Raw genomic sequence first — 21614 nt, forward strand, 5'->3', positions numbered from 1 at the left:
GCAAACTTGTACGAAAACGCCCTCAGGCGTACGAGTTTGCGTCTGCTCGGCATGGCTCGATGCGCGCCGGAACGTGCTTGTGCCACGGCGTGCCGGCGTAGGCGTCTCGCCAGGTCGTCGACGTCAACGAATTGGGAGCGACGCCCGGTATGACGGTGCGACCGTCATCGTCGATGTAGTCGAGCCCAAATCCGTTGGGCAGAGACGCATGTCCGGCCAGCATCGTCTCATTGACCTCGACCGTCGCCTCCGCAGTGCCCGCCGCGGTGGTGATCCGCGCCCGCCCGCCGTCGACGAGCCCCAGTTGCTGCGCGTCTTCGACGCTGACGCGCAGCGCCCCGTCGGCGTCACGCTTGCGCCACGATGGATCGCGGAAAATGTCATTGGCGGTAAAGGCACGCCGCTCCCCCACTGAGAGCACGATCGGCATGTCCGGCGTGGTCAGCTTCGCCGGCGTGGCGGCGAGACCCCTCAGGTCGTCCAGCATTTCAGGGATTTCCAGCGCGATCTTGTGATCGGAGTGGCTGATCAACGCGAAGTCGTCCGCGTAGTTGTGCGCGGTGAACGTGACACCCGACGGGTTGTCCATGATCGCGTCGAACAGCGCATTTCCGTCGGCGTGGCCGGCCCGCCGGACGGCTTCGGGGTAGGTCATGAAGACCTTTTGCGCCAGCCCCCACAGCGCGGCCGCACCGGCCATCCCGTCAGGCAGGGTCGGCCCCAGCGTCTCATACAGCACGTACGGAAGGAGCTTGGCCACGGTCGGATTGCTCGCTACCGCACCGAGAAACGCTTCGGTGTAGGCCTGACGACCCTGCTGAGCCGCCTCACGCAGCGGCCGCAGATCCTCGTCCTGTACCACTGCGAGCGCCCGCACCAACCGCGCCCAGATCTCCGGCTCCGGCAGCGTTCCCGGCAACGGGTCCAGCAGGGGCCGACGCAACTGAAAACCGTTGTGCGGGAATTCGAAGTTGAAGAAGGTCGCTTCCGGCTTCTCGAACTGCGAGGCCGCGGGCAGCACGTAGTGCGCCAATCGCGCGGTCTCGGTCATCGCCACGTCGACGACCACCATCAGCTCCAATGACCGGAAGGCTTCGCGGCAGGCGGTCGAGTCAGCCAGCGAGTGGGCGGGGTTGCCGCTCTCCACGATCATCGCCCGGAACCGGTCGGGGTGATCCGTCAAGATCTCTTCGGGTATCACGTTGGCGGGCACCAGTCCGGCGATGATCGGCGCACCGGTGACGGGGGTGCGGCCGGTGGCTGTGCCCAGCAGCGGGGCCAGCGACGAATGCAGGTGCTGGGTACCCTTTCTCGCGAAATTGCCGGTAAGGATCCAGAGCAGCTTGTTGAGGTACGAGCACAGCGTGCTGTTCGGCGCCTGCTGCACACCGAGGTCTTCGAACACCGAGACGCTGTCAGCGGTACCGATGCGCCGCGCGGCCGCCCGGATCAACTCCTCGTCCACCCCGCAGTGCTGCGCGTACTCGGCCACCGGGACGTCCCGCAGCGCATCGCGGACCGTGTCGGCGCCGTGCACGTGCTCGGCGAGAAACGCGTCGTCGCAAAGGTTTTCCTGTACCAGCACGGCGGCCAGCGCCGCCAGGCACCACGCGTCGGTGCCGGGTTGGACCCGGAGGTGGAAGTCGGCCATCTTCGCGGTGTCGGTGAGTACCGGATCCAGAACGATCATCGATCGGTTCGGGTCTTTGGCAATCTCGTTGAGTATCACCCGCGCTCGCGGAAAGCTCTGCGACATCCACGGGTTCTTCCCGATGAACACCGAGACTTCGGCGTGCTCGAACTCGCCCCGCGTGTGGCCGCCATACAGACGGGCGTCCACCCAGGCCTCACCGGTCTTTTCCTGCGCCAGCGCATTGGACCGATAGCGCGAACCAAGCGCCTTCAGGAATGCGCTGCTGTAGGCCCCACCCAGGTGGTTGCCCTGCCCGCCGCCGCCGTAGTAGAAGATCTTGTCCCCGCCGTACGTGTCGCGGATGCGCTTGAAGCCCTCGGCGATCTCGACAATCGCGGTGTCCCAGTCGATTTCCTCGTAGCTACCGTCGGGCCGGCGGCGCATCGGAGAGGTCAGGCGGGCACGGTTGTTCTGGTAGTGGTCCAACCGCAATGCCTTGTTGCACGTGTAACCCTGCGACGCCGGATGGGCCTTGTCGCCGCGGATCCGGGCGATTTTACGGCCTTCGAGCTGCACCACGATGCCGCAATTGCATTCGCAGAGAATGCATGCGGTCGGCTGCCAGTCGGTGGTGGTCATCGTCAGTTCCTCTCCGGCAGCTGGGCCGCCAACAGGTTGCGCAATTGGCGGTGCACGGCGTCGATGGGCGCCAGGTCGTGCCGCACCCGGGCCAGCAGGATCGCGCCTTCGAGGGCCGACGTCGCCAACGCCGCCAACTCGTGCGCCGACGCCGCCGCAATTCCGTCGGCGACGAACCGCTGCGCCATCAGCTCGGACCATCGGTCGAATGCCGCCGCCGCGCGTTCGACGACGGGAGCCATCCGCTCCTGGTCCCCGCCCTCACCCGCTTCGACCGCGACCGCCACGACGGGGCAGCCGGCCCGGAAATCGCTGTCCAACAGCTGCTGGCGGTAGGTGTCCATCAGGGTGTCCAGCAGGTGCATGCTGTCGGGCGCCGCGGTGATCAGATTGGCGACGTACTCGGCGGCGAAGTCGACCGCCTCGCAGAGCAGCTGCGTGCGCCCGCCGGGGAAATAGTGATAGGCCGACCCGCGCGGGGCGCCGCTGTGTTCCAGGACGTCGGAGATCGCGGTGGCATGCGCGCCGCGCTCCCGGATCAACAACGCAGCCGAAACCACCATCCGTTCGCGCGGGCTTCGCATATGTATGATGCTATACATAATCCTGAGCGCCGACCAAGCGCCGAACAGACGCAAATCGCCCTCCTCCCGGCCGGAGAAGGGCGATTTTGCGTCTGGCCCGGCTAGTTGAAGACGCGCATCCAGTCGTTGGAGCCGTCGTTCCTGGTGTAGCTGCCGGTGGAGTTCTTCACGATGATGGGGTCACCGGGACCGAAGTTGGCGAAGAACCACTTGGCGTTGGCAGGGCTGATGTTGATACAACCGTGGCTTACGTCGCGTCGGCCCTGGTCGTCCACCGACCACGGCGCACTGTGCACGAAGTTGCCGCTGTTGTCGAACCGGACGGCGTCCGTCACCGTCACCCGGTAGCCGTTCGCCGAATTGACCGGAACCCCGTACGTCGAGGAGTCCATCACCACCGTCGCCATCTTCTCTTGGACGTAGTACGTGCCGTTCGCGGTCTGGTGCCCGCCTGACGCCATACCCATCGACATCGGGAACGTCTTCTCAACGACGCCGTTGCGAGCAACGGTCAACTGGTGGGTGGCGTCGTCGGCGGTCGCCACCAGCTCGTCCCCCGTTCGGAAGCTCGACACGGTGCCTCCCGCGTCGACGGTTACCTCCGTGTGGGCGGGCCAGAAGCTGTACGGGCGCCAACGCAGCTGCGTGGGGGTCTGCCAGTAGAAAACGCCCGGAACCGACGGGACCGAGGAAACATGAATCGCGCCTTCGGCGGCGCCGGCGTCATCCACCCGAGCTGGGAAGTCGATGATGATCGGCTGGGCCACACCGACTGTCGCGCCGTTGGCGGGATTGATCCTCGGCGGCCCGAACGGCGCCACGCCGCTGAAGGGCGGGGGCGGCGGGGGCCCGTCACCGACTACGGGAGCGCCTGGATCGCCCGGAGCGGGATCGGGGTCTGCGACGGCAGGCCCCGCGCTCAGCACGAGTGCCCAGCCCAGTGCCGAAGCCACCAGGGTTGCCTTCAGAGCACTGAAGAAGCGCCCCCTCTTCCCTCCCGACATACGCATCCCCTCCCGGTGTCGCGCCCGCATTCGGCGTCCACAGGGATCCTTCTGCGTCTGCTCGCGGCGCGTTACATTTGCCAGTCTGAAGCGCCGTCGGGCTTGTTGTAAATCCCGACGGAGTTCTTCACGACGACCGGATCCCCGGACCCGAAGTTGTCGAAGAACCACTTCGCGTTGGCCGGGCTCAGGTTGATGCAGCCGTGGCTGACGTTCCGTCTGCCCTGGTCGGCCACCGACCACGGCGCGCTGTGCACGAAGTTTCCGCTGTTGTCGATCCGGACGGCGTCCTGCACCGTCACCTTGTAGCCGTTGGCCGAGTTCACCGGCACCCCGTAGGTCGACGAGTCCATGACCACTGTCGGCATCTTCTCGAGCACGTAGTACGTGCCGTTGGGCGTCTGGTGGCCACCGGACGCCATCCCCATGGACATCGGGAACGTCTTGACGACGGTTCCGTTGCGGGTGATGGTCATCTGGTGGGTCGCGTCGTCGGCGGTAGCCACCAACGCGTCCCCGGTCCGGAAGCTGGACTTGGTACCGGCCGCATCGATGTTCACCGCGGTGTTGGGCGGCCAGAACTGCAGCGGACGCCAACGCAGCTGGGACGGCGTCATCCAGTAGAACTTGCCCGGCACCGGCGGAATCGACGAGATGTGGACGGCCTGTTCGGCCAGAGCCCGGTCGGCGATGGGCACCGCGAAGTTGATGATGATCGGCTTGGCCACCCCAACCAGCGCGCCGTTGACCGGGTTGAAGGTCGGCGGACGGAACGGCGGCTCGCCGACGAACGGCGTCGGGTCTTGGCCGGCGACGGGTCCAGCGGCCACCGGCACCGCAAACGGGTCGCCAGGCGGCGGCACCGCGAACGGGTCAGCAGGCGGCGGCACTGCGAACGGGTCCGGCGGCAAAGCGATGGGCGGGGGCGGGCCCGGCTCGGCCGGCTCGACTACCCCGGGTGCGGGCGGCGCGTCTTCAGGGTCGGCCAGGGCGAAGCCCGAGCCCAGTATCAGCACCGCAACCGCTCCGGCTGCGTTCAGTGCGGCGAAGAGGCGCGCCCTTTTCAGGGTCCTCATCGTGCGCGACATAATGCATCCCTTCAGTCACATTGCGACCCAGTGTGGCATAGCGAGGTGGTCGATTTCCGCTTCGTTAACGGCCGTACGCCCCGCCAAAGTCAACTTTCGCGCCGTTGACCTGCCGCGTTACTGATCATGTGAACTTGCTGCCGCATCATCCAATGGCTGCCGGGTAGTGGCCATCCCGATCAGTGCGATAGCCATCAAGACCGCCGAGGCGGTGAGCATCAACGCCACGCTGCGCTCGTACAGCAAGCCACCCAGCAACGATCCGGCCATGATCCCCACCTGAAATGCCGTCACATACAGCCCCGAGGCGCCGTCCGGATCGTCGGCGCCGCTGCGCATCGCCGCCGACTGCAGCATCGGCGAGACCGCGGTGGCCATCGCGCCCCACAACACGATTGCCCCGGTGCCGATGCACAACGCCGTCAGCGGGGCACGATGAGCCCCGAAAGCCAGCGCCGCCAACAGCACGAACGGGATCGTCAACCCGGCGATGCACATGACGATGGCGCCCTTGGGCCGGCGGTCCAGTGGCCGCGCCACCAGGGCCACCGCGATCACCCCGGCGGCGCCGTAGGCGGCCAGCATCCACGCCTGGTTGGGCCCCCGGATACCGACGACCTCACGGATGATCACCACGATGTAGGTGTAGGAGACGAAGTGACCGGTGACGCCGACCATGGTGATCAGGCTGACCTTGATCAGCTGCGAGTTGCGGTGATGCCGCGACCGCGGACCCACGTGCTGCAACTGGTCCTCGCTGAGCGGCATTTCGGGCAACACCAGCCGGGCCGCGACGGTGATGACGGCGGCGGCGACCGTGACGCACACCGCCGCGAGCCGCCAACCCCACATCAAGCTCAGCACGGCGGTCAGCGGGCTGCCCACCACCAGCGCCAGGCTGGTGCCGATGTAGATCGACATGGTGGCGCGACCGGCGTGACTGGGCGGCACCAACCGAGTGGCGATCGGCGCGATAACCGACCAGAGCAGGCCGTGCGTGACCGCGCAGAGCACCCGACCACCGGCCAGCACCGCGAAGTTGGGCGCCAGCGCCGAGATGACCTGAGAAGCGGTCAAACAGACCAGGCTGAGTAGCAGCGCGCGGCGCCGCGGCCAGTGCGCGGTCCAGCGCACCAACGGCACCGTGGTCAGCGCCGCGACCCCGGCGTACCAGGTCAGCAACGTGCCCACCCACACGACACTGACGTGCAGGTTTCGCGCTATCGCCGACAGCGCACCGACCGGCAGGATTTCGGCGGTGACATAAATGAAGGCCGCCGCGGCGAGCACCGATAGCTGCGCGGCGATCCGTGGCGTCCACGTGCGCGCAGCGGCAGGCGTCTTGATTTCGGCAGTCATGGCTCGTTCGGCGGTTAGGGAGGCGGGCTTGGCCACCGCACTTACCGTACGCACCGCACCGCAGGCTTTACACCTCCTGGCGCCTCAACACGCCCGCGTGCTCAAGCCCCGTGTGATCAAGCGAAGATCAGGAACGCACCAGACGCGCAATGGCGGCAGAAGCTTCGGCGATTTTACTGTCCGCCTCGGACCCGCCTTCCGCGACGGCGCGCGAAACGCAGTGGTTCAGGTGTTCATCGAGCAGGTTCAACGCCACCGACCGCAAGGCGCTGTTGACGGCGCTGATCTGCGTGAGGACGTCGATGCAGTACTTGTCCTCGTCGATCATGCGCGCGATGCCCCGCACCTGGCCCTCGATGCGCCGCAGCCGCTTCGCGTAATTGTCTTTCTGCTGCGTATAGCCGTGCGATTCGACTGCTTTTGTCATCGCCTCGTCATCACTCCCAAACCCGGTGGCCATTCCGTCACGATTGTATACCCCAGCGGGGTATTAGCCCGGATTTTGGCTCAGCCGAGCGGCACGCGCATACTTGCAGAATGCCCTCAGCCCCAGATCAAGCCACAGATCGAGCCGATATCAAACCCCGCAGCCGCGACGTCACCGACGGCCTGGAGAAGGCCGCCGCCCGGGGGATGTTGCGCGCGGTAGGCATGGGCGACGACGACTTCGCCAAGCCGCAGATCGGGGTCGCGTCGTCGTGGAACGAGATCACACCGTGCAACCTGTCCCTGGACCGGCTGGCCAAGGCGGTCAAGGACGGCGTGTTCCAGGCCGGCGGCTATCCGCTCGAGTTCGGGACGATTTCCGTTTCCGACGGCATCTCGATGGGCCACGAGGGGATGCATTTCTCCCTGGTCTCCCGCGAGGTCATCGCCGACAGCGTCGAAACCGTGATGCAGGCCGAGCGGCTCGACGGCTCGGTGTTGCTGGCCGGCTGTGACAAGTCGCTCCCCGGCATGCTGATGGCCGCCGCACGCCTCGACCTGGCGTCGGTGTTCCTCTACGCGGGCTCCATCCTGCCCGGGGTGGCCAAGTTTTCCGACGGCAGCGAGCGCGAGGTCACCATCATCGACGCCTTCGAGGCCGTGGGCGCCTGCGCGCGCGGCCTGATGAGCCGCGAGGACGTCGACGCCATCGAGCGGGCGATCTGCCCGGGCGAGGGTGCGTGCGGCGGCATGTACACGGCCAACACCATGGCCAGCGCCGCCGAAGCACTCGGCATGTCGTTGCCCGGCAGCGCGGCGCCGCCGGCGACCGACCGCCGCCGCGACGGGTTCGCCCGCCGCAGCGGCCAGGCCGTGGTGGAGTTGTTGCGCCGCGGCATCACCGCCCGCGACATCCTCACCAAGGAGGCGTTCGAGAACGCCATCTCGGTGGTGATGGCGTTCGGCGGTTCAACCAACGCCGTGCTGCACTTGCTGGCCATCGCCCGCGAAGCCGACGTCGACCTCACCCTGGACGACTTCAGCCGGATCGGTTCCAAGGTTCCGCACCTGGCCGACGTCAAACCGTTCGGCCGCCATGTGATGACGGACGTCGACCACATCGGCGGGGTGCCGGTGATAATGAAAGCCCTGTTGGACGCTGGCCTTTTACACGGTGATTGCCTGACGGTGACGGGCCAGACGCTGGCGCAGAACCTGGCCACGATCGCCCCGCCCGACCCGGACGGCAAGGTGCTGCGCGCCCTGGCCAATCCGATCCACCCCACTGGGGGCATCACCATCCTGCACGGGTCGCTGGCCCCCGAGGGCGCCGTGGTCAAGTCGGCCGGCTTCGAGTCCGACGTGTTCGAAGGCACCGCGAGGGTCTTCGACGGCGAACGCGCCGCGCTGGACGCCCTCGAGGACGGCACCATCACCCACGGCGACGCCGTGGTGATTCGCTACGAAGGGCCCAAGGGTGGTCCCGGTATGCGGGAGATGCTGGCCATCACGGGCGCCATCAAGGGCGCCGGCCTGGGCAAGGACGTGCTGCTGCTCACCGACGGCCGGTTCTCCGGCGGGACAACGGGCTTGTGCGTCGGGCACATCGCCCCCGAAGCCGTGGACGGCGGTCCCATCGCATTCCTGCGCAACGGCGACAAGATTCGCCTCAACGTCGCCGAGCAGACGCTGGACGTCGTGCTGGACGACCCGGCGGAATTCGAAGCCCGGAAACGTGACTTCACTCCCCCACCGCCGCGCTACAAGACCGGCGTGCTGGCCAAGTACGTCAAGTTGGTCAATTCCGCCGCAGTCGGCGCTGTCTGCGGGTAGTCGAGCAGCTCACTCCGGCCTGACCGCCGCAATGGCGAACCCGTCCCACGTCTTGGCGCCCACGGTCTGCAACGCGGCGGCATCCAGGCGTGGATGCACGCCCATCATTTGCAGCGCCAGACGCGTGGCGGCCAGCCTGGGGTCGTCGGACTCCACCAGCACCCTGCCGTCGCGAACGACGTTGTCCAGCAAGATGATTGCGCCGGGCCGGGAGAGCCATATCGCCCAGTCCAGGTAGGGGAGGTTGTTCTCTTTGTCGGCGTCGATGAACACCAGGTCGAAGGGCTCGCCGGTGATCGTCGGCAGAGTGTCCAGCGCGGCGCCGACCACGACCTCCACCCGGTCGGCCACACCGGCTCGCTGAAAGTTCGCACGAGCCACCTCCGCGTATTTGGCTTCGTATTCCAGGGTGACCACCTGACCGTCCCGACCCACGCCCCGCGCGAGCCAGACGGCGCTGTAACCGCCCAGCGTGCCGATTTCGAGGACGCGTCGCGCCCGCATGGCGCCGGCCAGCAGGCTGAGGAACTTGCCCTGCTGGGCCGAAACAGATATGGCCGGTAGGCCGGCCGCACGACTGGACTCCAACACCGCGGCCAAGTCCGGATCTTCGCCGATCAGCGTGCGATCCAGGAATGCGTCGACATCGCGCGGGGTCACTGGGTTAGTCATGCCACCACGACTAGCCAGAATTCGGACGCTCAAAACAATTTACGGGATACCCGTATGGGGTATATAGTGGTGCGAGGCAACAACAGGGACCCTGGTCCCCAGTACAGAGAAGGTGAAATCAGATGACTCACTACGCAGCAGGAACCGTGCTGACCTGCGGCCACGAAGGCTGCGGCTGTCGCGTTCGCATCGAGCACGAATGCCACTGTTCCAACAGCGACCAGGCCTACCGCTGCACCTGCGGCGAAGAGTTGGTTCCCGTCAAGTAACCCGTTGGCCGGCCGTGCATTCGGGTGAGCCCCTTACCGCCCGAACGTACGGCTGGCCAGTTTGACCTCGGCCGTCAACGCCAACGCTGCCGCCGATGCACCGACCGCGACCGTGTAGTTGCCCGGCGCGATCCGCCAGGCACCGTCGACATAGCCGGCAAGCAGGCGAGGATCGGCTTCGATGCTCACCCGGTGCGACTGCCCGGGTTCGAGGTCTACCCGCTCAAATCCCAGTAACCGCAGCCGCGGCCCCCCGGGGGCGCCGGTCAAGTACAGTTGCGGAACATCCGCCCCGGCCCGGTCACCGACGTTGCGGACGTCGACGCTCGCAACCACGGTCTCACCACCCGTCACCACCAGGTCGCGGTACTCGAAGCGGGTGTAGGACAGGCCGTGGCCGAACGCGAACATCGGCGTCTGTCCCGTCCGCGCGAACCAGCGGTAGCCGACGTCGGCGCCTTCGGAGTAGTCGATGGTGCCGGCGGTACCCACCGGTTCACCCAGGCCGGGCAGCTCCGGCCGGGGTGTCTGACTGAGATCTACCGGGAACGTGACCGGCAGCCGCCCCGATGGATTCACCTTTCCGGCAATGATTTCCGTGATGGCACGGCCACCCGCCTGCCCGGGATACCAGGCCGACACGATGGCATTCACCGCGTCTCGCCAGGGCATCGCGGCCGGGTTGCCCGTCTCGAGAACCACCACGGTGTTCGGGTTGACGGCGGCGACGGCGCCGATCACCTCGTCCTGCCCCCAGGGCAGCGACAGGTCGGCGCTGTCGAAGCCCTCCCCTTCGACGCGAATCGCGAAAACGATCGCCACGTCGGCCCGCCGCGCCACCAGCACCGCCTCGGCGGGGGTAAGGCCAGGGTCGAATTCGATTTGGGCACTGGGGAATTGCTTGCGCAATTCCGTCAACGGGCTGGACGGCAGTAGGTACAGGTTGCGGGTGCCGCCGGTCAGGCCCTGACCGCCGATCGGGATCACGCCGGCATACCCGCCGGGCGGGACGACCGCGCTCGACCCGCAGCCGATCGGCACACCGAGCTGCGCGTAGCCGCCGATGACGGCGATGCGCTGGACCGATGCCAGTGGCAGCGCGCCGTCGTTCTTCAACAGCACGGTTCCCTGGCGGGCGATCTGCAACGCAACGTCGTTGTGGGCGTCCATGTCTGGTTCCGGCGGGGCTCCCCATCGGTCTATCCCGACGGCGAACATCGACCGCAAGATCCGGCGGACCATGTCCGACAGGCGCTCCTTGGGCAGCTTGCCCTCGGCGTAGGCCGCTCGTAATCGGTCGCTGAATTGTTCGGCCCCCCACAGGATGGCGTCGATCTGCGCGCCGCACTCCTGGTCGAGCCCCGCCAGCGCACACTGCCAGCTCGGCGTCCCGCCCCAGTCGGACATCACCCAACCGCGGTATCCCCAAGCGGTTTTCAGTACGTCGTTGAGCAGCACGGAGTTCTGGGCCGCATAACATCCGTTGACCTTGTTGTAGGCGGCCATCACTGCGCCGGGCTGCGCCCGCTCGATGGCGATCTCGAACGCCAGCAAGTCGGATTCGCGGTGGGCGTCGGGGTCGATGACCGCGTCCAGCCAGTGCCGGTTCGTTTCGTTGCAGTTCAACGAGAAGTGCTTGACGGTAGAGATGACGCCCTGTTGCTGGATGCCGATGACCGACTCGGCGGCCAGCAGGCCACTCAACAGCGGGTCCTCCGAAAGGTATTCGAAGTTGCGGCCGTTGCGGGGGTCGCGAGCCAGGTTCATCGAGCCCGCCAGCTGGACGTTGATCCCGCGGCTGCGCGCCTCGCGGCCGATCACCGCACCGGCGGCGCGGGCGAGCGCCGGGTTGAAGCTGGACGCCAGCGCCAGCCCGGCCGGCAGAGCGGTTGCGGTGTCGCCCGGACGGTAGCCGGGGTTGGTGACCCCGAGGCCGGCATCACTCATCCGCAGCGCCGGCACGCCTAACCGCGGGATCGCGGGGACATAGCCGGCGCTCATCGGCGCGTCCGGAGGGATGCGCTCGTCGCGCAGCGGCCACAAGTCGCCGGCCCCCATCACGCCGATCAGCAAGGAAAAGCGCTCGGCGTCGGTCATCTGCATCTCGACTTCGCGTGCGCGGGCGTCGGGATCCTCGGGTGGGCGTTCGTTCATCGAACCCCCTCCTTCGCGTACACCACGCGCAACACGTGCCCCACCTCCGGCCCCATGACCACCTCACTGAGCGTGCACATCGTCGCCACGAACTCCGGGCCGTGCGGCGGCGGCACCTGACACAGATGGTGCGCGATTTCGTGCAGCACCACCAGTTCGCGCATCGCCCAGTCCGCCGTGGTGCGGTCGGGTACGGCGATAACCCCTACGCCGTCGCGGTTTTCGTAGTGGGCCGCGGTGGCAGCGCGCCGCGCTCGCACACGCAGCGGCGACACCTCGGGCCAGTGTTGCCGAACCGCCGGCAACGCGAGGACGTCATCGACATACCGCTGTACGGAGTCCACCGAGCCGAACCGCGCCTCCGGCGGCAAGGTCAACTGCGTCCCGAAGAACTCCACGCTGGGTAGGCCGTGTTCGGCCGCGCGGTCGAACAACGTCCGGACGAAGTCCTCGGCCGCGTAAACCTTCGCGCGCTGCGAATCCTTCTCAGCCAGCCCGAGTCACCGGCCCACTGCGGTGCGCGCCCCCGGCAGTTCGGGGCTGGTGCCCAGTCGCGCTCGCCGTCCAGCCCGGTCCCCGGCGCGGCGTGCAGCCGACGAATACCCGGCCGAGGCCCTGGTCGCCCGCCAGGTGCCGCGGGCCTTGGACGCTCTCCGATAGTAGTCATGCAGTTCGAGTTCCTTGTCCCGCAAGGCGATAGCCGTGCCGGGCGCGCGACTGCGGTCCTTTTCCACCTCCCGGCGCGCCTCCTCGCGGGCTTCGGCCAGGCGCTGGCCGACGCGAGCCCCGAATGCCAGCTGGAAGTTGAGCCGGGCGGTGATCGTCGGGGTGGGCCGGTGTGCGCCGGTGGCGAGGTAGGCGTCCGACGCCCGGACCATCTGCACCACCAGGCTGGCGTAGAGGGCGTGGGTCGTGTCGATGTCCTGGGGGAACCCGTAGGCATAGACGAACGTCGAATTCGTGGCGATGTCGCAGCGCACGTCATTCGCCGCCGCGATGAGCACGAACAGCTGCACATAGGTGCGCAGCCCGCGGGTGCCCGCCTCCCCGATGGTGATGGTGCGTTGCGTGGGACCCTGGGCGGCCGACCGGGTGGCCGCATGGGACCGTGCCACCGCCAGGTCGATGGATGTCGCGGTCGCCAATCGTTGCGCGGCGGCCATGAACGCATCGGCTTCGTGGGGATTGTCGGTGCCCTCAGCCTGGCGGAGCAGCGCCGCGATGCGGGACAACATTTTGTCGTCGGTCATGGCGCCAAACTACTTCAGCCGTCCGACATTTCCGGTTCGCGCGCTCACAGCCGCTTACAGCCGCCCGCTGATCCATGCGACCACGTCGTCGAGCACCTGGTTGCGCTCGGGCTCGTTGAAGACCTCGTGATAGAGCCCGGCGTATTCCTTCAGCTGCACGTCGGCCGCTCCAACGCATTCGACCAGGCGACGGCTGCCTTCGATGGGAATCAATCCGTCGTCGGTACCGTGGATCACCAGCAGCGGGGCGGTCAGGGCCGGCGCCCGTCGCGGCATAGTTTCGCCGACCTGCATAAATGCCCGGCCGATGCCCGCCGGCACCCGCCCGTGGTAGACCATCGGGTCCTCGTTGTAGACGCGCACGACCTCGGGATCACGCGAGATCAGGTTGAAGTCCAGGCCCTGCACCGGTAGACCGGGCGCCACCACGCCAAGGATCTTCGCGGCCAGCACCACGACGGGCGACACAAGGTCCTGTGCCGCCACCGCCGGCGCCGACAGCACGACCATGTCGTAGTCATCCGGGCGTTCGACGGCGTAGGCGAACACGATGGCGCCACCCATGCTGTGCCCCAGCACGACGCACTTGAGGGTGGGGTTATCCCGCTTGGCGATATCAACGAGGGTGCCGACGTCGGCGGTTAACTCCCTGATGTCGCGCACCAGCATCCGCTTGCCGCCCGAGCGTCCGTGTCCGCGGTGATCGAGGGCATACGTGATGAATCCGGCTTCGCCGAACCGCTCGGCGACATGGTCGTAACGGCGGGCATGCTCGCCGAAACCGTGCGCCAGCACGACCACCGCACGCGGCGTGGTGTCAGGAGTCCAGACGTCGTACACGATGTCCACACCACCGTCACCGACGAAACTGCGTTCAGTTCGGGTCGTAGTCATTACCGGCAGCGTAATAGCTCCGCGATTAGGGCTGTCAGTGACTCTGCGTAGGCTCAATTGGGTGAGTCTGCTCGCGAAAGAAGACAACGATTTCTCCGCGCTGGCCGAGCCCTACCGGCGCGAACTGCTCGCACACTGCTATCGAATGGCCGGATCGCTGCACGACGCGGAAGACCTGGTCCAGGAGACGTTGCTGCGAGCCTGGAAGTCCTACGACCGCTTCGAAGGCAAGTCGTCACTGCGGACCTGGCTGCACCGGATTGCCACCAACACCTGCCTGAGCGCGCTGGAAGGTCGGCAGCGCCGGCCGCTGCCGACGGGGCTCGGGGCGCCCAGCTCGGACCCGACCGCCGAACTCGAGCAGCGGGGCGAGGTGCCCTGGTTGGAGCCCCTGCCGGACTGGGTCGACGACGAGTCGGACCCGTCGGTGATCGCGGGACACCGGGAGTCCGTCCGGTTGGCGTTCGTCGCCGCGCTGCAACACCTGTCTCCCCGGCAACGGGCCGTCCTGTTGCTGCGCGATGTGCTGCAGTGGAAGTCAGCCGAAGTGGCCGACGCGATCGGCACCACCACCGTCGCCGTCAACAGCCTGCTGCAGCGGGCCCGCGCCCAGCTTGATGAAGTCCGCCCCAGCGCCGATGACCGCCTGGAGGAGCCAGAATCGTCGGAAACGCAGGATCTGCTGGCCCGCTACATCGCCGCGTTCGAGTCCTATGACATCGACCGCCTGGTGGAACTGTTCACCGCCGAAGCCATCTGGGAGATGCCGCCGTTCACCGGTTGGTACCAGGGAGCGCACAACATCGTCACCCTGATCCACCAGCAGTGCCCGGCCGAATTGCCCGGCGATATGCGGATGATCCCGTTGACCGCCAACGGCCAGCCCGCAGCCGCCATGTACATGAGGCAAGGGGACGTGCATGTGCCCTTTCAGCTGCACGTGCTGGACGTGCAGGGTGGCCGGGTCTCCCACGTCGTCGCCTTCCTCGACGACTCGCTGTTCCCGAAATTCGGCCTACCGAGTTGCCTCTAGACGCATGGCCATCGAATCCGTACCGGGGAAGCCGTTATTGCTGTTGGGCGCCTTCGAGATTGGCGACGTCGGCTATCTGGCCGAAGAATTTTTCATCTCGGGGACGGCGTCCTCGTGCGCCCCCGAGTCGCAGTCCGCTGACTACACCACCCGGATGGTGGTGCTGACCCCGGCCGACCGGACGCAGTTCAACGGAACAGTGCTCGTGGAGTGGCTCAACGTGAGCGGCGGCATCGATGCCCCGGCCGTGTGGATGATGGCCCACCGCGAGATCATCCGGTCCGGCTACGCCTACGTCGCGGTTTCGGCCCAGAAGGTGGGCGTGGACGGGGGCATGAACCTGCTCGGGATGGACATGTCGCTGAAGAGCCAGCACCCGAAGCGGTACGGCGGCTTGCGCCATCCCGGCGACGCGTTTTCCTACGACATCTTTTCGCAGACCGGCAGATTGGTCCGAGAAGTTCTCGCCGACCTGCGTCCGGAACATGTGGTCGCCCTCGGCGAGTCCCAGTCCGCGATGTTCTTGACGACCTACGTCAACGAAGTCGATCCGCTGGCACAAAGTTACGACGGATTCCTGGTGCACTCCCGATTCGGCGGCGCGGCACCGCTGGACGGCACCTCGATCTTCGAGGAATCGGAAAACCCGCAGGCGGTGCCGTTCCGGACCGATCTGCGCGTTCCGCTGCTCACCATCATCACCGAGACCGATCTCTTCGGCGGGGTGCGGCAGGGCTACTACTTCGCCCGGCAACCCGACGGGGAACTGCTGCGAGTATGGGAGATTCCCGGCGCGGCGCATGCCGACAACTACACGATCCAGGTCGCGCCGATCGACAGCGGCTCCGCCCCGCTCGATGCCCTGGTCGCCGCGTACCAGCCGACCAACAACCTGATGGGCCAACAACTTAGCCACTACATCAACTTCGCCCCGCAGCACCACTACGTGGTGCAGGCCGCGATAGCCGCGCTGAACGACTGGGTCCGCACGGGGGTGCCGGCGCCGGCCGCCGCGCCCATCGAGGTACGCGAGGCCACCCGACCCGAACCCGTCCTCGACGCCAACGGCCTCGCGCGCGGCGGCGTCCGGACCCCGTGGGTCGACGTACCGCTCGCCCGTACGTCCGGACTCGGCGCCGACGAGAGCGTGATGGCCATGATCTTCGGTTCCGGGGAACCCTTCGACGCCGACACCGTGCAGCGCCTGTATCCGGGCGGTGTCGAGCAGTACCTGTCTCGGTTCACCGCGGCGTTGGACAGTGCGATTCAATCCGGGTTCATCCTGGCTGCGGACCGCGCGGAGATCCTCGAACTCGCGGCGGCGACGTATCCGAGCGGGTAGGAGAGCACCAACTACCCTGACAGTCATGGCTGCCACCGTGGAGATCAGGCGCGCCGCCGACCGCGCCGTAACCAACACCTCGTGGCTGCACTCGCGGCATTCCTTCTCCTTCGGCGACCACTACGATCCCGACAACACCCACCACGGCCTGCTGCTGGTGAACAATGACGACCGCGTGGCGCCCGCCGCCGGTTTCGACACGCATCCGCACCGGGACATGGAGATCGTGACCTGGGTGCTCAGTGGCGCACTGGCGCACCAGGATTCCATGGGCAACCGCGGCGTGATCTATCCCGGTCTGGCCCAACGCATGTCGGCCGGGACCGGCATCCTGCACTCGGAGAAGAACGATTCGGCAACGGAACCAGTGCATTTCGTGCAGATGTGGGTCATTCCCGATGAGCCTGGTATCGCCCCGGACTACCAGCAACAACCGATTGACGACCAACTCCTCAGCGACGGCCTGGTCACCGTCGCTTCCGGAATCTCCCGCCATGACGCCGCCATCACCCTGCACAATCGCGGCGCTGCCCTGCACGCGGCGCGCTTGACGCCCGGCGCCTCCGTCGAGCTACCGGCGGCGCCATACTTACATCTGTTCGTTGCGCGCGGCCGAGTCGCGCTGGAAGACGCCGGTTCCCTTCACGAGGGTGACGCGGTGCGCTGCACCGACGCCGACGGCCGGCGAGTTACTGCCGACGACACGTCGGAAGTCCTGCTCTGGGAGATGCACGCCAATTTGGGTGGCTAGACAACATAGAGTGACGTCGACGAGGGGAGCCTAGATGTCTCAGACGCGAGCGCGGCACGCAGCGCCCAACCCCAACCGAAACATAAAGGCGCTTAGGACCGTGCGGTTCTGGTTGGCGCCGGTCATCATCACGTTGGCACTCATGTCGGCGCTCGCCGCGTTGTATCTGGGCGGCATCCTGAATCCGACGTCCAATCTGCGTCACTTCCCCATCGCGATCGTGAATCAGGACGCCGGACCCACGGGCAAGCAGATCGTCGACGGTCTGGTGGCGAATTTAGACAAGAACAAGTACGACATTCGGGTGGTGTCCAAGGACGAAGCCAAAAAGCTGCTCGACAGGGCACAGGTGTATGGCCAGGCGGTGATTCCCCCCGGCTTCTCAACAAGCCTGCGGGAGTTCGCGACTGGCGCGGTGGAGCCGAAACGCGCAGAGCGACCGACGATCACGATCTCCACCAACCCGCGGGCGGGCACGCTGGGCTCCAGTATCGCCGGGCAGACCCTGACCCAGGCGCTGGCTGTCGCCAATGCCAAAGTCGGTGAACGTCTTTCGGCAGACGTGGCGACGCAGACCCAGGGTGCACCGCTGACCGGCGTAGCGACGCTGGCCCTTGCCAACCCGATCGACGTCAAGTCGACGGTGTACAACCCGTTGCCCAACGGCACCGGAAATGGGCTGTCCGCCTTCTACTATTCGTTGCTGTTGCTGCTGGCGGGCTTCACCGGCAGCATCGTGGTCAGCACCCTGGTGGATTCGATGCTTGGTTACGTACCAGCAGAATTCGGTCCGGTGTATCGCTTTTCCGAACAGGTGCGCATCTCGCGATTCCGCACACTGTTGGTCAAGTGGACGCTGATGGTGATCGTGGCGCTGCTTACCTCGGCCGTCTACCTGGCGATCTCGCATCAGCTCGGCATGCCCAATCCGGCCGGCTGGAAACTGTGGCTCTACGGGGTGTTTGCGATCAGCGCGGTCGGCATCACGTCGAGTTCCCTGATCGCCGTGTTGGGCTCGATGGGCATGCTGGTCAGCATGTTGATCTTCGTGATCCTCGGATTGCCGTCGGCGGGCGCCACGGTCCCACTCGAGGCGGTCCCGGAGTTCTTCCGCTGGCTGGCCAAATTCGAACCGATGCACCAGGTGTTCCTCGGCGCGCGGTCGTTGCTCTATCTCAATGGGCTGGCGGATGCCGGGCTGTCCCATGCCGTGTTCATGACCACCATCGGCCTGATCATCGGCTTGTTGTTGGGCGGCATCATCACCCGCCTCTACGACCGCAAGGGCTTTCACCGCGTTCCCGGTGCGGTCGAGTTTGCCATCGCCGCCGAACACCAGGCGCAGCACCAAGCGCGGGAGAAAGCACGGAAGGCGGGCGAAGCCAAATCGGAGACCGAGCCGGAACCGGAACCCGACGGTGAAGCAGCAGTCGGCACCGCCGCACCCGCCCTCGAATACCCTGACGAAACCCCAAGCGACAAAACGTAATTCCCGCGCGGCCGAACTGTCACGCTGTCGTGACTTTAGTTGACAGTGTTGCTTGTGTGGTTAATGTTATTCATGTTGCATGCGGACGTCCGAAAGGGCTATTGTGCTGTCCCCTCCTGCCGGCCTCATCAGACTGATGAGGCGACTGATGGCGTGCTGCGCCGTCGTCGCGGCATCGGCCACGCTCGGGGCCACCACGGGGCAACCCCTGGCGCGCGCCGCTGACGCGCTGGAGATGCTGCAAAGCGCGATCGCCAATACCAAGGGCTCCTACCTGGTCTACAACTTCGGCGCCGGCCATCCGATGCCGCTGCTCAACGGCGGTGGCGGACGCTACGAGATGAACAACGGCGGCCACCTGATGATCATCAAGAATGCGGCGTCACGGCTGCAGCCGCACCTGCTTGTTGATACCCACCGAGGTGACCAGGCCCGGTGCGAGAACAACCCGGGTGCCCGCACCAGCGAAGGCCTCATACAGGCGTCGGAGATCTACCCACCGCTGCAGGCCTGGGAACGCATGGGACGTCCCACCATTGCGATCAACGCCAACTTCTTCGATGTGCGTGGGCAGAAGGGCGGATCCTGGCGGTCGACCGGGTGCAGCTCTCCCCTGGGGGCTTTCGTCGACAACACCCACGGCCTGGGCCGCGCCAATGAGGCCGTCACCGGTGCCGTCGCCTACCCCGGCAAGCAGGGCCTGTCCGGCGGCAACGAGTCGTGGACTTCCCTGACGACGATGATTCTCCCGGTCGGTGGTGCTCCGTACGTCTTGCGGCCGAAGGGAAGAGAGGACTACGACCTCGCCACTCCGGTGGTTCAGGATTTGCTCAACAAGAATGAGCGGTTCGTGGCGGTGGCCGGCATCGGGCTGTTGTCGCCCGGCAACACCGGTCAGCTGCACGACGGTGGCCCCAGCGCGGCACGCACCGCCATCGCCTATTCCAGGACCAAAGACGAGATGTACATCTTCGAGGGCGGCAGCTACACACCGGACAACATGCAGGACCTGTTCCGCGGTTTGGGCAGCGACACGGCCATCCTGCTGGATGGCGGCGGTTCGTCGGCGATCGTGCTGCGCCGCGACACCGGCGGCATGTGGGCGGGGGCCGGGTCGCCGAAGGGCTCGTGCGACACCCGCCAGGTGCTGTGCGACTCACACGAGCGAGCGTTGCCCAGCTGGCTGGCCTTCAACTGACTTTCCGCCCTCGCACCCTCGCCGAACGTGGGGCTAATGCACCGGCGCCCAACGTCTCTGGTGCACAGCACCCACACTCGGCGACCGCGGCCGCCCCCCGCCCGCGCCGAGCGTGGGGCTAATGCACCGGCGCCCAACTTTTCTGGTGCACAGCACCCACACTCGGCGACCGCGGCCGCCCCGCACCCTCGCCGAACGTGGGGCTAATGCACCGGCGCCCAACGTCTCTGGTGCACAGCACCCACACTCGGCGACCGCGGCCGCCCCGCACCCTCGCCGAGCGTGGGGCTAATGCACCGGCGCCCAACGTTTCTGGTGCACAGCACCCACACTCGGCGACCGCGGCGACCTCGGCGTCGGCGGCCTCGGCCTCGGCGGCCGCGGCGACCTCGGCGTCGGCGACCTCGGCGTCGGCCAGCCCGCCGTCAGCTGGTAAATGCCTCGGGCGATTCGCTGTCGCCGGCGCCGAACCGGAAGATCACCAAGCTCGCCGCGATCACCAAGGCGGCAAGCGCGAAGACGGGTGCGACGGCGACCCGCGTCAGGGTCGCGCCAAGCACCGCACCAGCGCACATCGTGGCAACGACGCCGTAGCGCAGCAGTTCGTTCTCGCCGGTTCCGCCGGCCAATCGGCTCTCGAAGCCGAGTGCGACGATCGTCGATGTCAGCACGGTGGTGCTCAGTTCCTGTATCCCGAATTGGCGTGCCGTCGCATTCTGCAGGCCGAAGGTCATCGCGAGCCCGCCGATCAGGAACAGCTTCGTGTTGTCGTGGTAGTGGAGCACCCCGGTGCCGCCCAGGATGGACAGCGTCAGCAGTACGGCCACCTCGATGCCAAGCGTGATGGTGAGCCAGCGCCTCGGCCGATGACTCAGCCCACGTGTCAATCGGCCACCCACGATGGTGCCCGCGACGAAGGAGCCGAAGGCTACGACCGCGGCGGTCATGTCCACTGCCGACTGCACGAACCAGAAGCCGAGAAAGATGACGTTCCCCGTCATGTTGGCGACGAACACATGTCCCAGCGCCAATACGCTCACGGAATCCGCCAGGCCGGTGGCGAACGTCAACAGGAGCAACGCCGCAATCGTCAGCCGATGAAAGACCGGCGAGCTTACGGCCATGGACTTACAGCCGCGGCGTGAGGTCCAGCGAGGTGATGGTCGTCATCCGGGTGACCAGCCAGCGATCGTGGTCCCGCCGCATGATCAACCTGTAGGACAGGTACTTCAGGCTAGGAATGTTCTTGGTCAGCGGGCTTGTGGTGGTGGTGTTGGTGTAGACGATGGCCACCGCGTCGTCGCGGTTCAGGGACTCGACGGCGACGCCGGTGACCTCGGTGCTGTTGGTCACCTTGGCTTGTTTGTTGGGCGCCACGATCGAGTCCACGAATTTGCGGTACTGCGCGCCGAAATCGCCGCTGAGGTAGTTCGCGGCACGGTCGGCGAGGCTGTCCATGTTCTCTGGCGTGTAGGTCCACAGCGTCGTGATCGCATTGGCCGCGGTGCGGGCCACTTTCAGCTTGATCGCGACGGTGGCCTTGTCGGCCAGATACGGCTGCACCGACGCACCCGCGAAGGCGGCGGAACCGACGAACAGTAGCGACATCACAATGGCCGCCGCCACCGCGAGCCGCTTGCCGCCCAGCCTCCTGCGGCGAACCTGCTTTTCCGACGTCGTGGCCTCACTTGCCTCGGCGGCCTCACCGACCTCACCGGCCTCTGCGGCGTCGGTGTCGGTGTCGGTTTCGGTTTCGGCCGTCTCGGTCTCCCCTTCGCCGGCCTCGGCGGGGTCGTCGGCGCCGGTTTCGACGGTGTCAGTCTCCTCGGCCGTAACACCCTCAGCCGCTTCGACTTCCGCCGCGTCCCCCGGGGCCGTAACAGCCTCAGTGGAGTCAGTGCCCGCATCCGCGGTTGGCGACTCCTCCGATTCGACCTTGCCGTCGCTCGCATCCTCCTGGGCCGCCCCGGCGCTGCGTCGCTTTCCGAACAACCGT

Annotated in this window: 20 protein-coding genes; 7 read left to right on the forward strand and 13 right to left on the reverse strand. The window is 66.6% G+C overall.

Annotated features, from left to right (window positions below; all coding sequences use genetic code 11):
* Positions 1–22: 22 nt before the first annotated feature.
* The 6 genes from BST27_RS03575 to ricR all read right to left on the reverse strand — a co-directional run bounded on the left by BST27_RS03575 (position 23) and on the right by ricR (position 6734).
* On the reverse strand, positions 23–2272 hold the full coding sequence (locus BST27_RS03575) for a molybdopterin-dependent oxidoreductase (protein WP_069421447.1): 2250 nt from the start codon (positions 2270–2272) through the stop codon (positions 23–25).
* A gap of 2 nt (positions 2273–2274) precedes the next feature.
* On the reverse strand, positions 2275–2856 hold the full coding sequence (locus tag BST27_RS03580) for a TetR/AcrR family transcriptional regulator (RefSeq protein ID WP_069421446.1): 582 nt from the start codon (positions 2854–2856) through the stop codon (positions 2275–2277).
* A 101-nt stretch (positions 2857–2957) separates the two neighbouring features.
* The gene (locus BST27_RS03585; RefSeq protein ID WP_069421445.1) at positions 2958–3860 is read right to left on the reverse strand and encodes a L,D-transpeptidase; all 903 of its coding nucleotides are present in this window, start codon (positions 3858–3860) and stop codon (positions 2958–2960) included.
* A 71-nt stretch (positions 3861–3931) separates the two neighbouring features.
* Entirely contained in the window at positions 3932–4948 is a 1017-nt protein-coding gene (locus BST27_RS03590; protein ID WP_069421444.1) for a L,D-transpeptidase, read from the reverse strand.
* A 117-nt stretch (positions 4949–5065) separates the two neighbouring features.
* Entirely contained in the window at positions 5066–6307 is a 1242-nt protein-coding gene (locus tag BST27_RS03595) for an MFS transporter (protein ID WP_069421443.1), read from the reverse strand.
* Between the two features lie 127 nt (positions 6308–6434).
* Positions 6435–6734: a copper-sensing transcriptional repressor RicR gene (gene ricR, locus BST27_RS03600; protein WP_069421469.1), complete on the reverse strand. Its 300-nt coding sequence runs from the start codon at positions 6732–6734 to the stop codon at positions 6435–6437.
* A 110-nt stretch (positions 6735–6844) separates the two neighbouring features.
* Between ricR and ilvD the strand changes: the two genes are divergently transcribed.
* Positions 6845–8566 (forward strand): dihydroxy-acid dehydratase, encoded by a 1722-nt coding sequence (gene ilvD, locus BST27_RS03605; RefSeq protein ID WP_069421442.1) that lies wholly within the window; start codon positions 6845–6847, stop codon positions 8564–8566.
* Positions 8567–8575: 9 nt separating this feature from the next.
* On the opposite strand, the gene BST27_RS03610 is transcribed toward ilvD, so the two are convergent.
* On the reverse strand, positions 8576–9238 hold the full coding sequence (locus BST27_RS03610; protein WP_069421441.1) for an O-methyltransferase: 663 nt from the start codon (positions 9236–9238) through the stop codon (positions 8576–8578).
* A 122-nt stretch (positions 9239–9360) separates the two neighbouring features.
* Between BST27_RS03610 and mymT the strand changes: the two genes are divergently transcribed.
* Positions 9361–9507 (forward strand): copper-binding metallothionein MymT, encoded by a 147-nt coding sequence (gene mymT / locus BST27_RS03615; protein WP_079219736.1) that lies wholly within the window; start codon positions 9361–9363, stop codon positions 9505–9507.
* Positions 9508–9540: 33 nt separating this feature from the next.
* Here mymT and BST27_RS03620 read toward each other — a convergent pair whose 3' ends face one another.
* The 4 genes from BST27_RS03620 to BST27_RS03635 are packed head-to-tail and all read right to left on the reverse strand — an operon-like array spanning position 9541 to position 13805.
* The gene (locus BST27_RS03620) at positions 9541–11661 is read right to left on the reverse strand and encodes a beta-glucosidase (RefSeq protein ID WP_197518182.1); all 2121 of its coding nucleotides are present in this window, start codon (positions 11659–11661) and stop codon (positions 9541–9543) included.
* Positions 11658–12155 carry a TIGR04338 family metallohydrolase gene (locus BST27_RS03625; protein WP_069421440.1) on the reverse strand — a complete coding sequence of 166 codons (498 nt, stop codon included), beginning with the start codon at positions 12153–12155 and terminating at the stop codon, positions 11658–11660. The genes BST27_RS03620 and BST27_RS03625 overlap by 4 nt, the downstream gene beginning before the upstream one ends.
* A 6-nt stretch (positions 12156–12161) precedes the next feature.
* The gene (locus tag BST27_RS03630; protein WP_069421439.1) at positions 12162–12911 is read right to left on the reverse strand and encodes a DUF2786 domain-containing protein; all 750 of its coding nucleotides are present in this window, start codon (positions 12909–12911) and stop codon (positions 12162–12164) included.
* 54 nt (positions 12912–12965) lie between these two features.
* Positions 12966–13805, reverse strand: a complete 840-nt coding sequence (locus BST27_RS03635; RefSeq protein WP_069421438.1) for an alpha/beta hydrolase — start codon at positions 13803–13805, stop codon at positions 12966–12968.
* Here BST27_RS03635 and BST27_RS03640 point away from each other — a divergent pair.
* The 5 genes from BST27_RS03640 to BST27_RS03660 all read left to right on the forward strand — a co-directional run bounded on the left by BST27_RS03640 (position 13753) and on the right by BST27_RS03660 (position 19618).
* Positions 13753–14838 (forward strand): sigma-70 family RNA polymerase sigma factor, encoded by a 1086-nt coding sequence (locus BST27_RS03640; RefSeq protein ID WP_079219738.1) that lies wholly within the window; start codon positions 13753–13755, stop codon positions 14836–14838. The genes BST27_RS03635 and BST27_RS03640 overlap by 53 nt on opposite strands.
* 4 nt (positions 14839–14842) lie before the next feature.
* Positions 14843–16180: an alpha/beta hydrolase domain-containing protein gene (locus tag BST27_RS03645; RefSeq protein ID WP_069421436.1), complete on the forward strand. Its 1338-nt coding sequence runs from the start codon at positions 14843–14845 to the stop codon at positions 16178–16180.
* A 25-nt stretch (positions 16181–16205) separates the two neighbouring features.
* Positions 16206–16931: a pirin family protein gene (locus tag BST27_RS03650; protein ID WP_069421435.1), complete on the forward strand. Its 726-nt coding sequence runs from the start codon at positions 16206–16208 to the stop codon at positions 16929–16931.
* Positions 16932–16965: 34 nt separating this feature from the next.
* Positions 16966–18420 carry a YhgE/Pip domain-containing protein gene (locus BST27_RS03655; protein WP_079219737.1) on the forward strand — a complete coding sequence of 485 codons (1455 nt, stop codon included), beginning with the start codon at positions 16966–16968 and terminating at the stop codon, positions 18418–18420.
* A 79-nt stretch (positions 18421–18499) separates the two neighbouring features.
* The gene (locus BST27_RS03660) at positions 18500–19618 is read left to right on the forward strand and encodes a phosphodiester glycosidase family protein (protein ID WP_139805001.1); all 1119 of its coding nucleotides are present in this window, start codon (positions 18500–18502) and stop codon (positions 19616–19618) included.
* A 425-nt stretch (positions 19619–20043) separates the two neighbouring features.
* Here the strand turns inward: BST27_RS03660 and BST27_RS03665 are convergent, their stop codons facing one another.
* Entirely contained in the window at positions 20044–20742 is a 699-nt protein-coding gene (locus BST27_RS03665; RefSeq protein ID WP_069417660.1) for a YoaK family protein, read from the reverse strand.
* Between the two features lie 4 nt (positions 20743–20746).
* A complete protein-coding gene (locus BST27_RS32290; RefSeq protein ID WP_069417830.1) occupies positions 20747–21610 on the reverse strand; it encodes a mammalian cell entry protein in 864 nt (287 codons plus the stop codon).
* Positions 21611–21614 lie beyond the last annotated feature (4 nt).

Source organism: Mycobacterium intermedium, from assembly GCF_002086275.1.
Lineage (GTDB): Bacteria > Actinomycetota > Actinomycetes > Mycobacteriales > Mycobacteriaceae > Mycobacterium > Mycobacterium intermedium.

Excerpts from the sequence above, each read along its gene's own strand:
- BST27_RS03575 (WP_069421447.1), bottom strand. The coding sequence starts at position 2,272 with ATGACCACCACCGACTGGCAGCCGACCGCATGCATTCTCTGCGAATGC.
- BST27_RS03580 (WP_069421446.1), bottom strand. The coding sequence starts at position 2,856 with ATGCGAAGCCCGCGCGAACGGATGGTGGTTTCGGCTGCGTTGTTGATC.
- BST27_RS03585 (WP_069421445.1), bottom strand. The coding sequence starts at position 3,860 with ATGTCGGGAGGGAAGAGGGGGCGCTTCTTCAGTGCTCTGAAGGCAACC.
- BST27_RS03590 (WP_069421444.1), bottom strand. The coding sequence starts at position 4,948 with ATGTCGCGCACGATGAGGACCCTGAAAAGGGCGCGCCTCTTCGCCGCA.
- BST27_RS03595 (WP_069421443.1), bottom strand. The coding sequence starts at position 6,307 with ATGACTGCCGAAATCAAGACGCCTGCCGCTGCGCGCACGTGGACGCCA.
- ricR (WP_069421469.1), bottom strand. The coding sequence starts at position 6,734 with ATGACAAAAGCAGTCGAATCGCACGGCTATACGCAGCAGAAAGACAAT.
- ilvD (WP_069421442.1), top strand. The coding sequence starts at position 6,845 with ATGCCCTCAGCCCCAGATCAAGCCACAGATCGAGCCGATATCAAACCC.
- BST27_RS03610 (WP_069421441.1), bottom strand. The coding sequence starts at position 9,238 with ATGACTAACCCAGTGACCCCGCGCGATGTCGACGCATTCCTGGATCGC.
- mymT (WP_079219736.1), top strand. The coding sequence starts at position 9,361 with ATGACTCACTACGCAGCAGGAACCGTGCTGACCTGCGGCCACGAAGGC.
- BST27_RS03620 (WP_197518182.1), bottom strand. The coding sequence starts at position 11,661 with ATGAACGAACGCCCACCCGAGGATCCCGACGCCCGCGCACGCGAAGTC.
- BST27_RS03630 (WP_069421439.1), bottom strand. The coding sequence starts at position 12,911 with ATGACCGACGACAAAATGTTGTCCCGCATCGCGGCGCTGCTCCGCCAG.
- BST27_RS03640 (WP_079219738.1), top strand. The coding sequence starts at position 13,753 with ATGTCCACACCACCGTCACCGACGAAACTGCGTTCAGTTCGGGTCGTA.
- BST27_RS03635 (WP_069421438.1), bottom strand. The coding sequence starts at position 13,805 with ATGACTACGACCCGAACTGAACGCAGTTTCGTCGGTGACGGTGGTGTG.
- BST27_RS03645 (WP_069421436.1), top strand. The coding sequence starts at position 14,843 with ATGGCCATCGAATCCGTACCGGGGAAGCCGTTATTGCTGTTGGGCGCC.
- BST27_RS03650 (WP_069421435.1), top strand. The coding sequence starts at position 16,206 with ATGGCTGCCACCGTGGAGATCAGGCGCGCCGCCGACCGCGCCGTAACC.
- BST27_RS03655 (WP_079219737.1), top strand. The coding sequence starts at position 16,966 with ATGTCTCAGACGCGAGCGCGGCACGCAGCGCCCAACCCCAACCGAAAC.
- BST27_RS03660 (WP_139805001.1), top strand. The coding sequence starts at position 18,500 with ATGCGGACGTCCGAAAGGGCTATTGTGCTGTCCCCTCCTGCCGGCCTC.
- BST27_RS03665 (WP_069417660.1), bottom strand. The coding sequence starts at position 20,742 with ATGGCCGTAAGCTCGCCGGTCTTTCATCGGCTGACGATTGCGGCGTTG.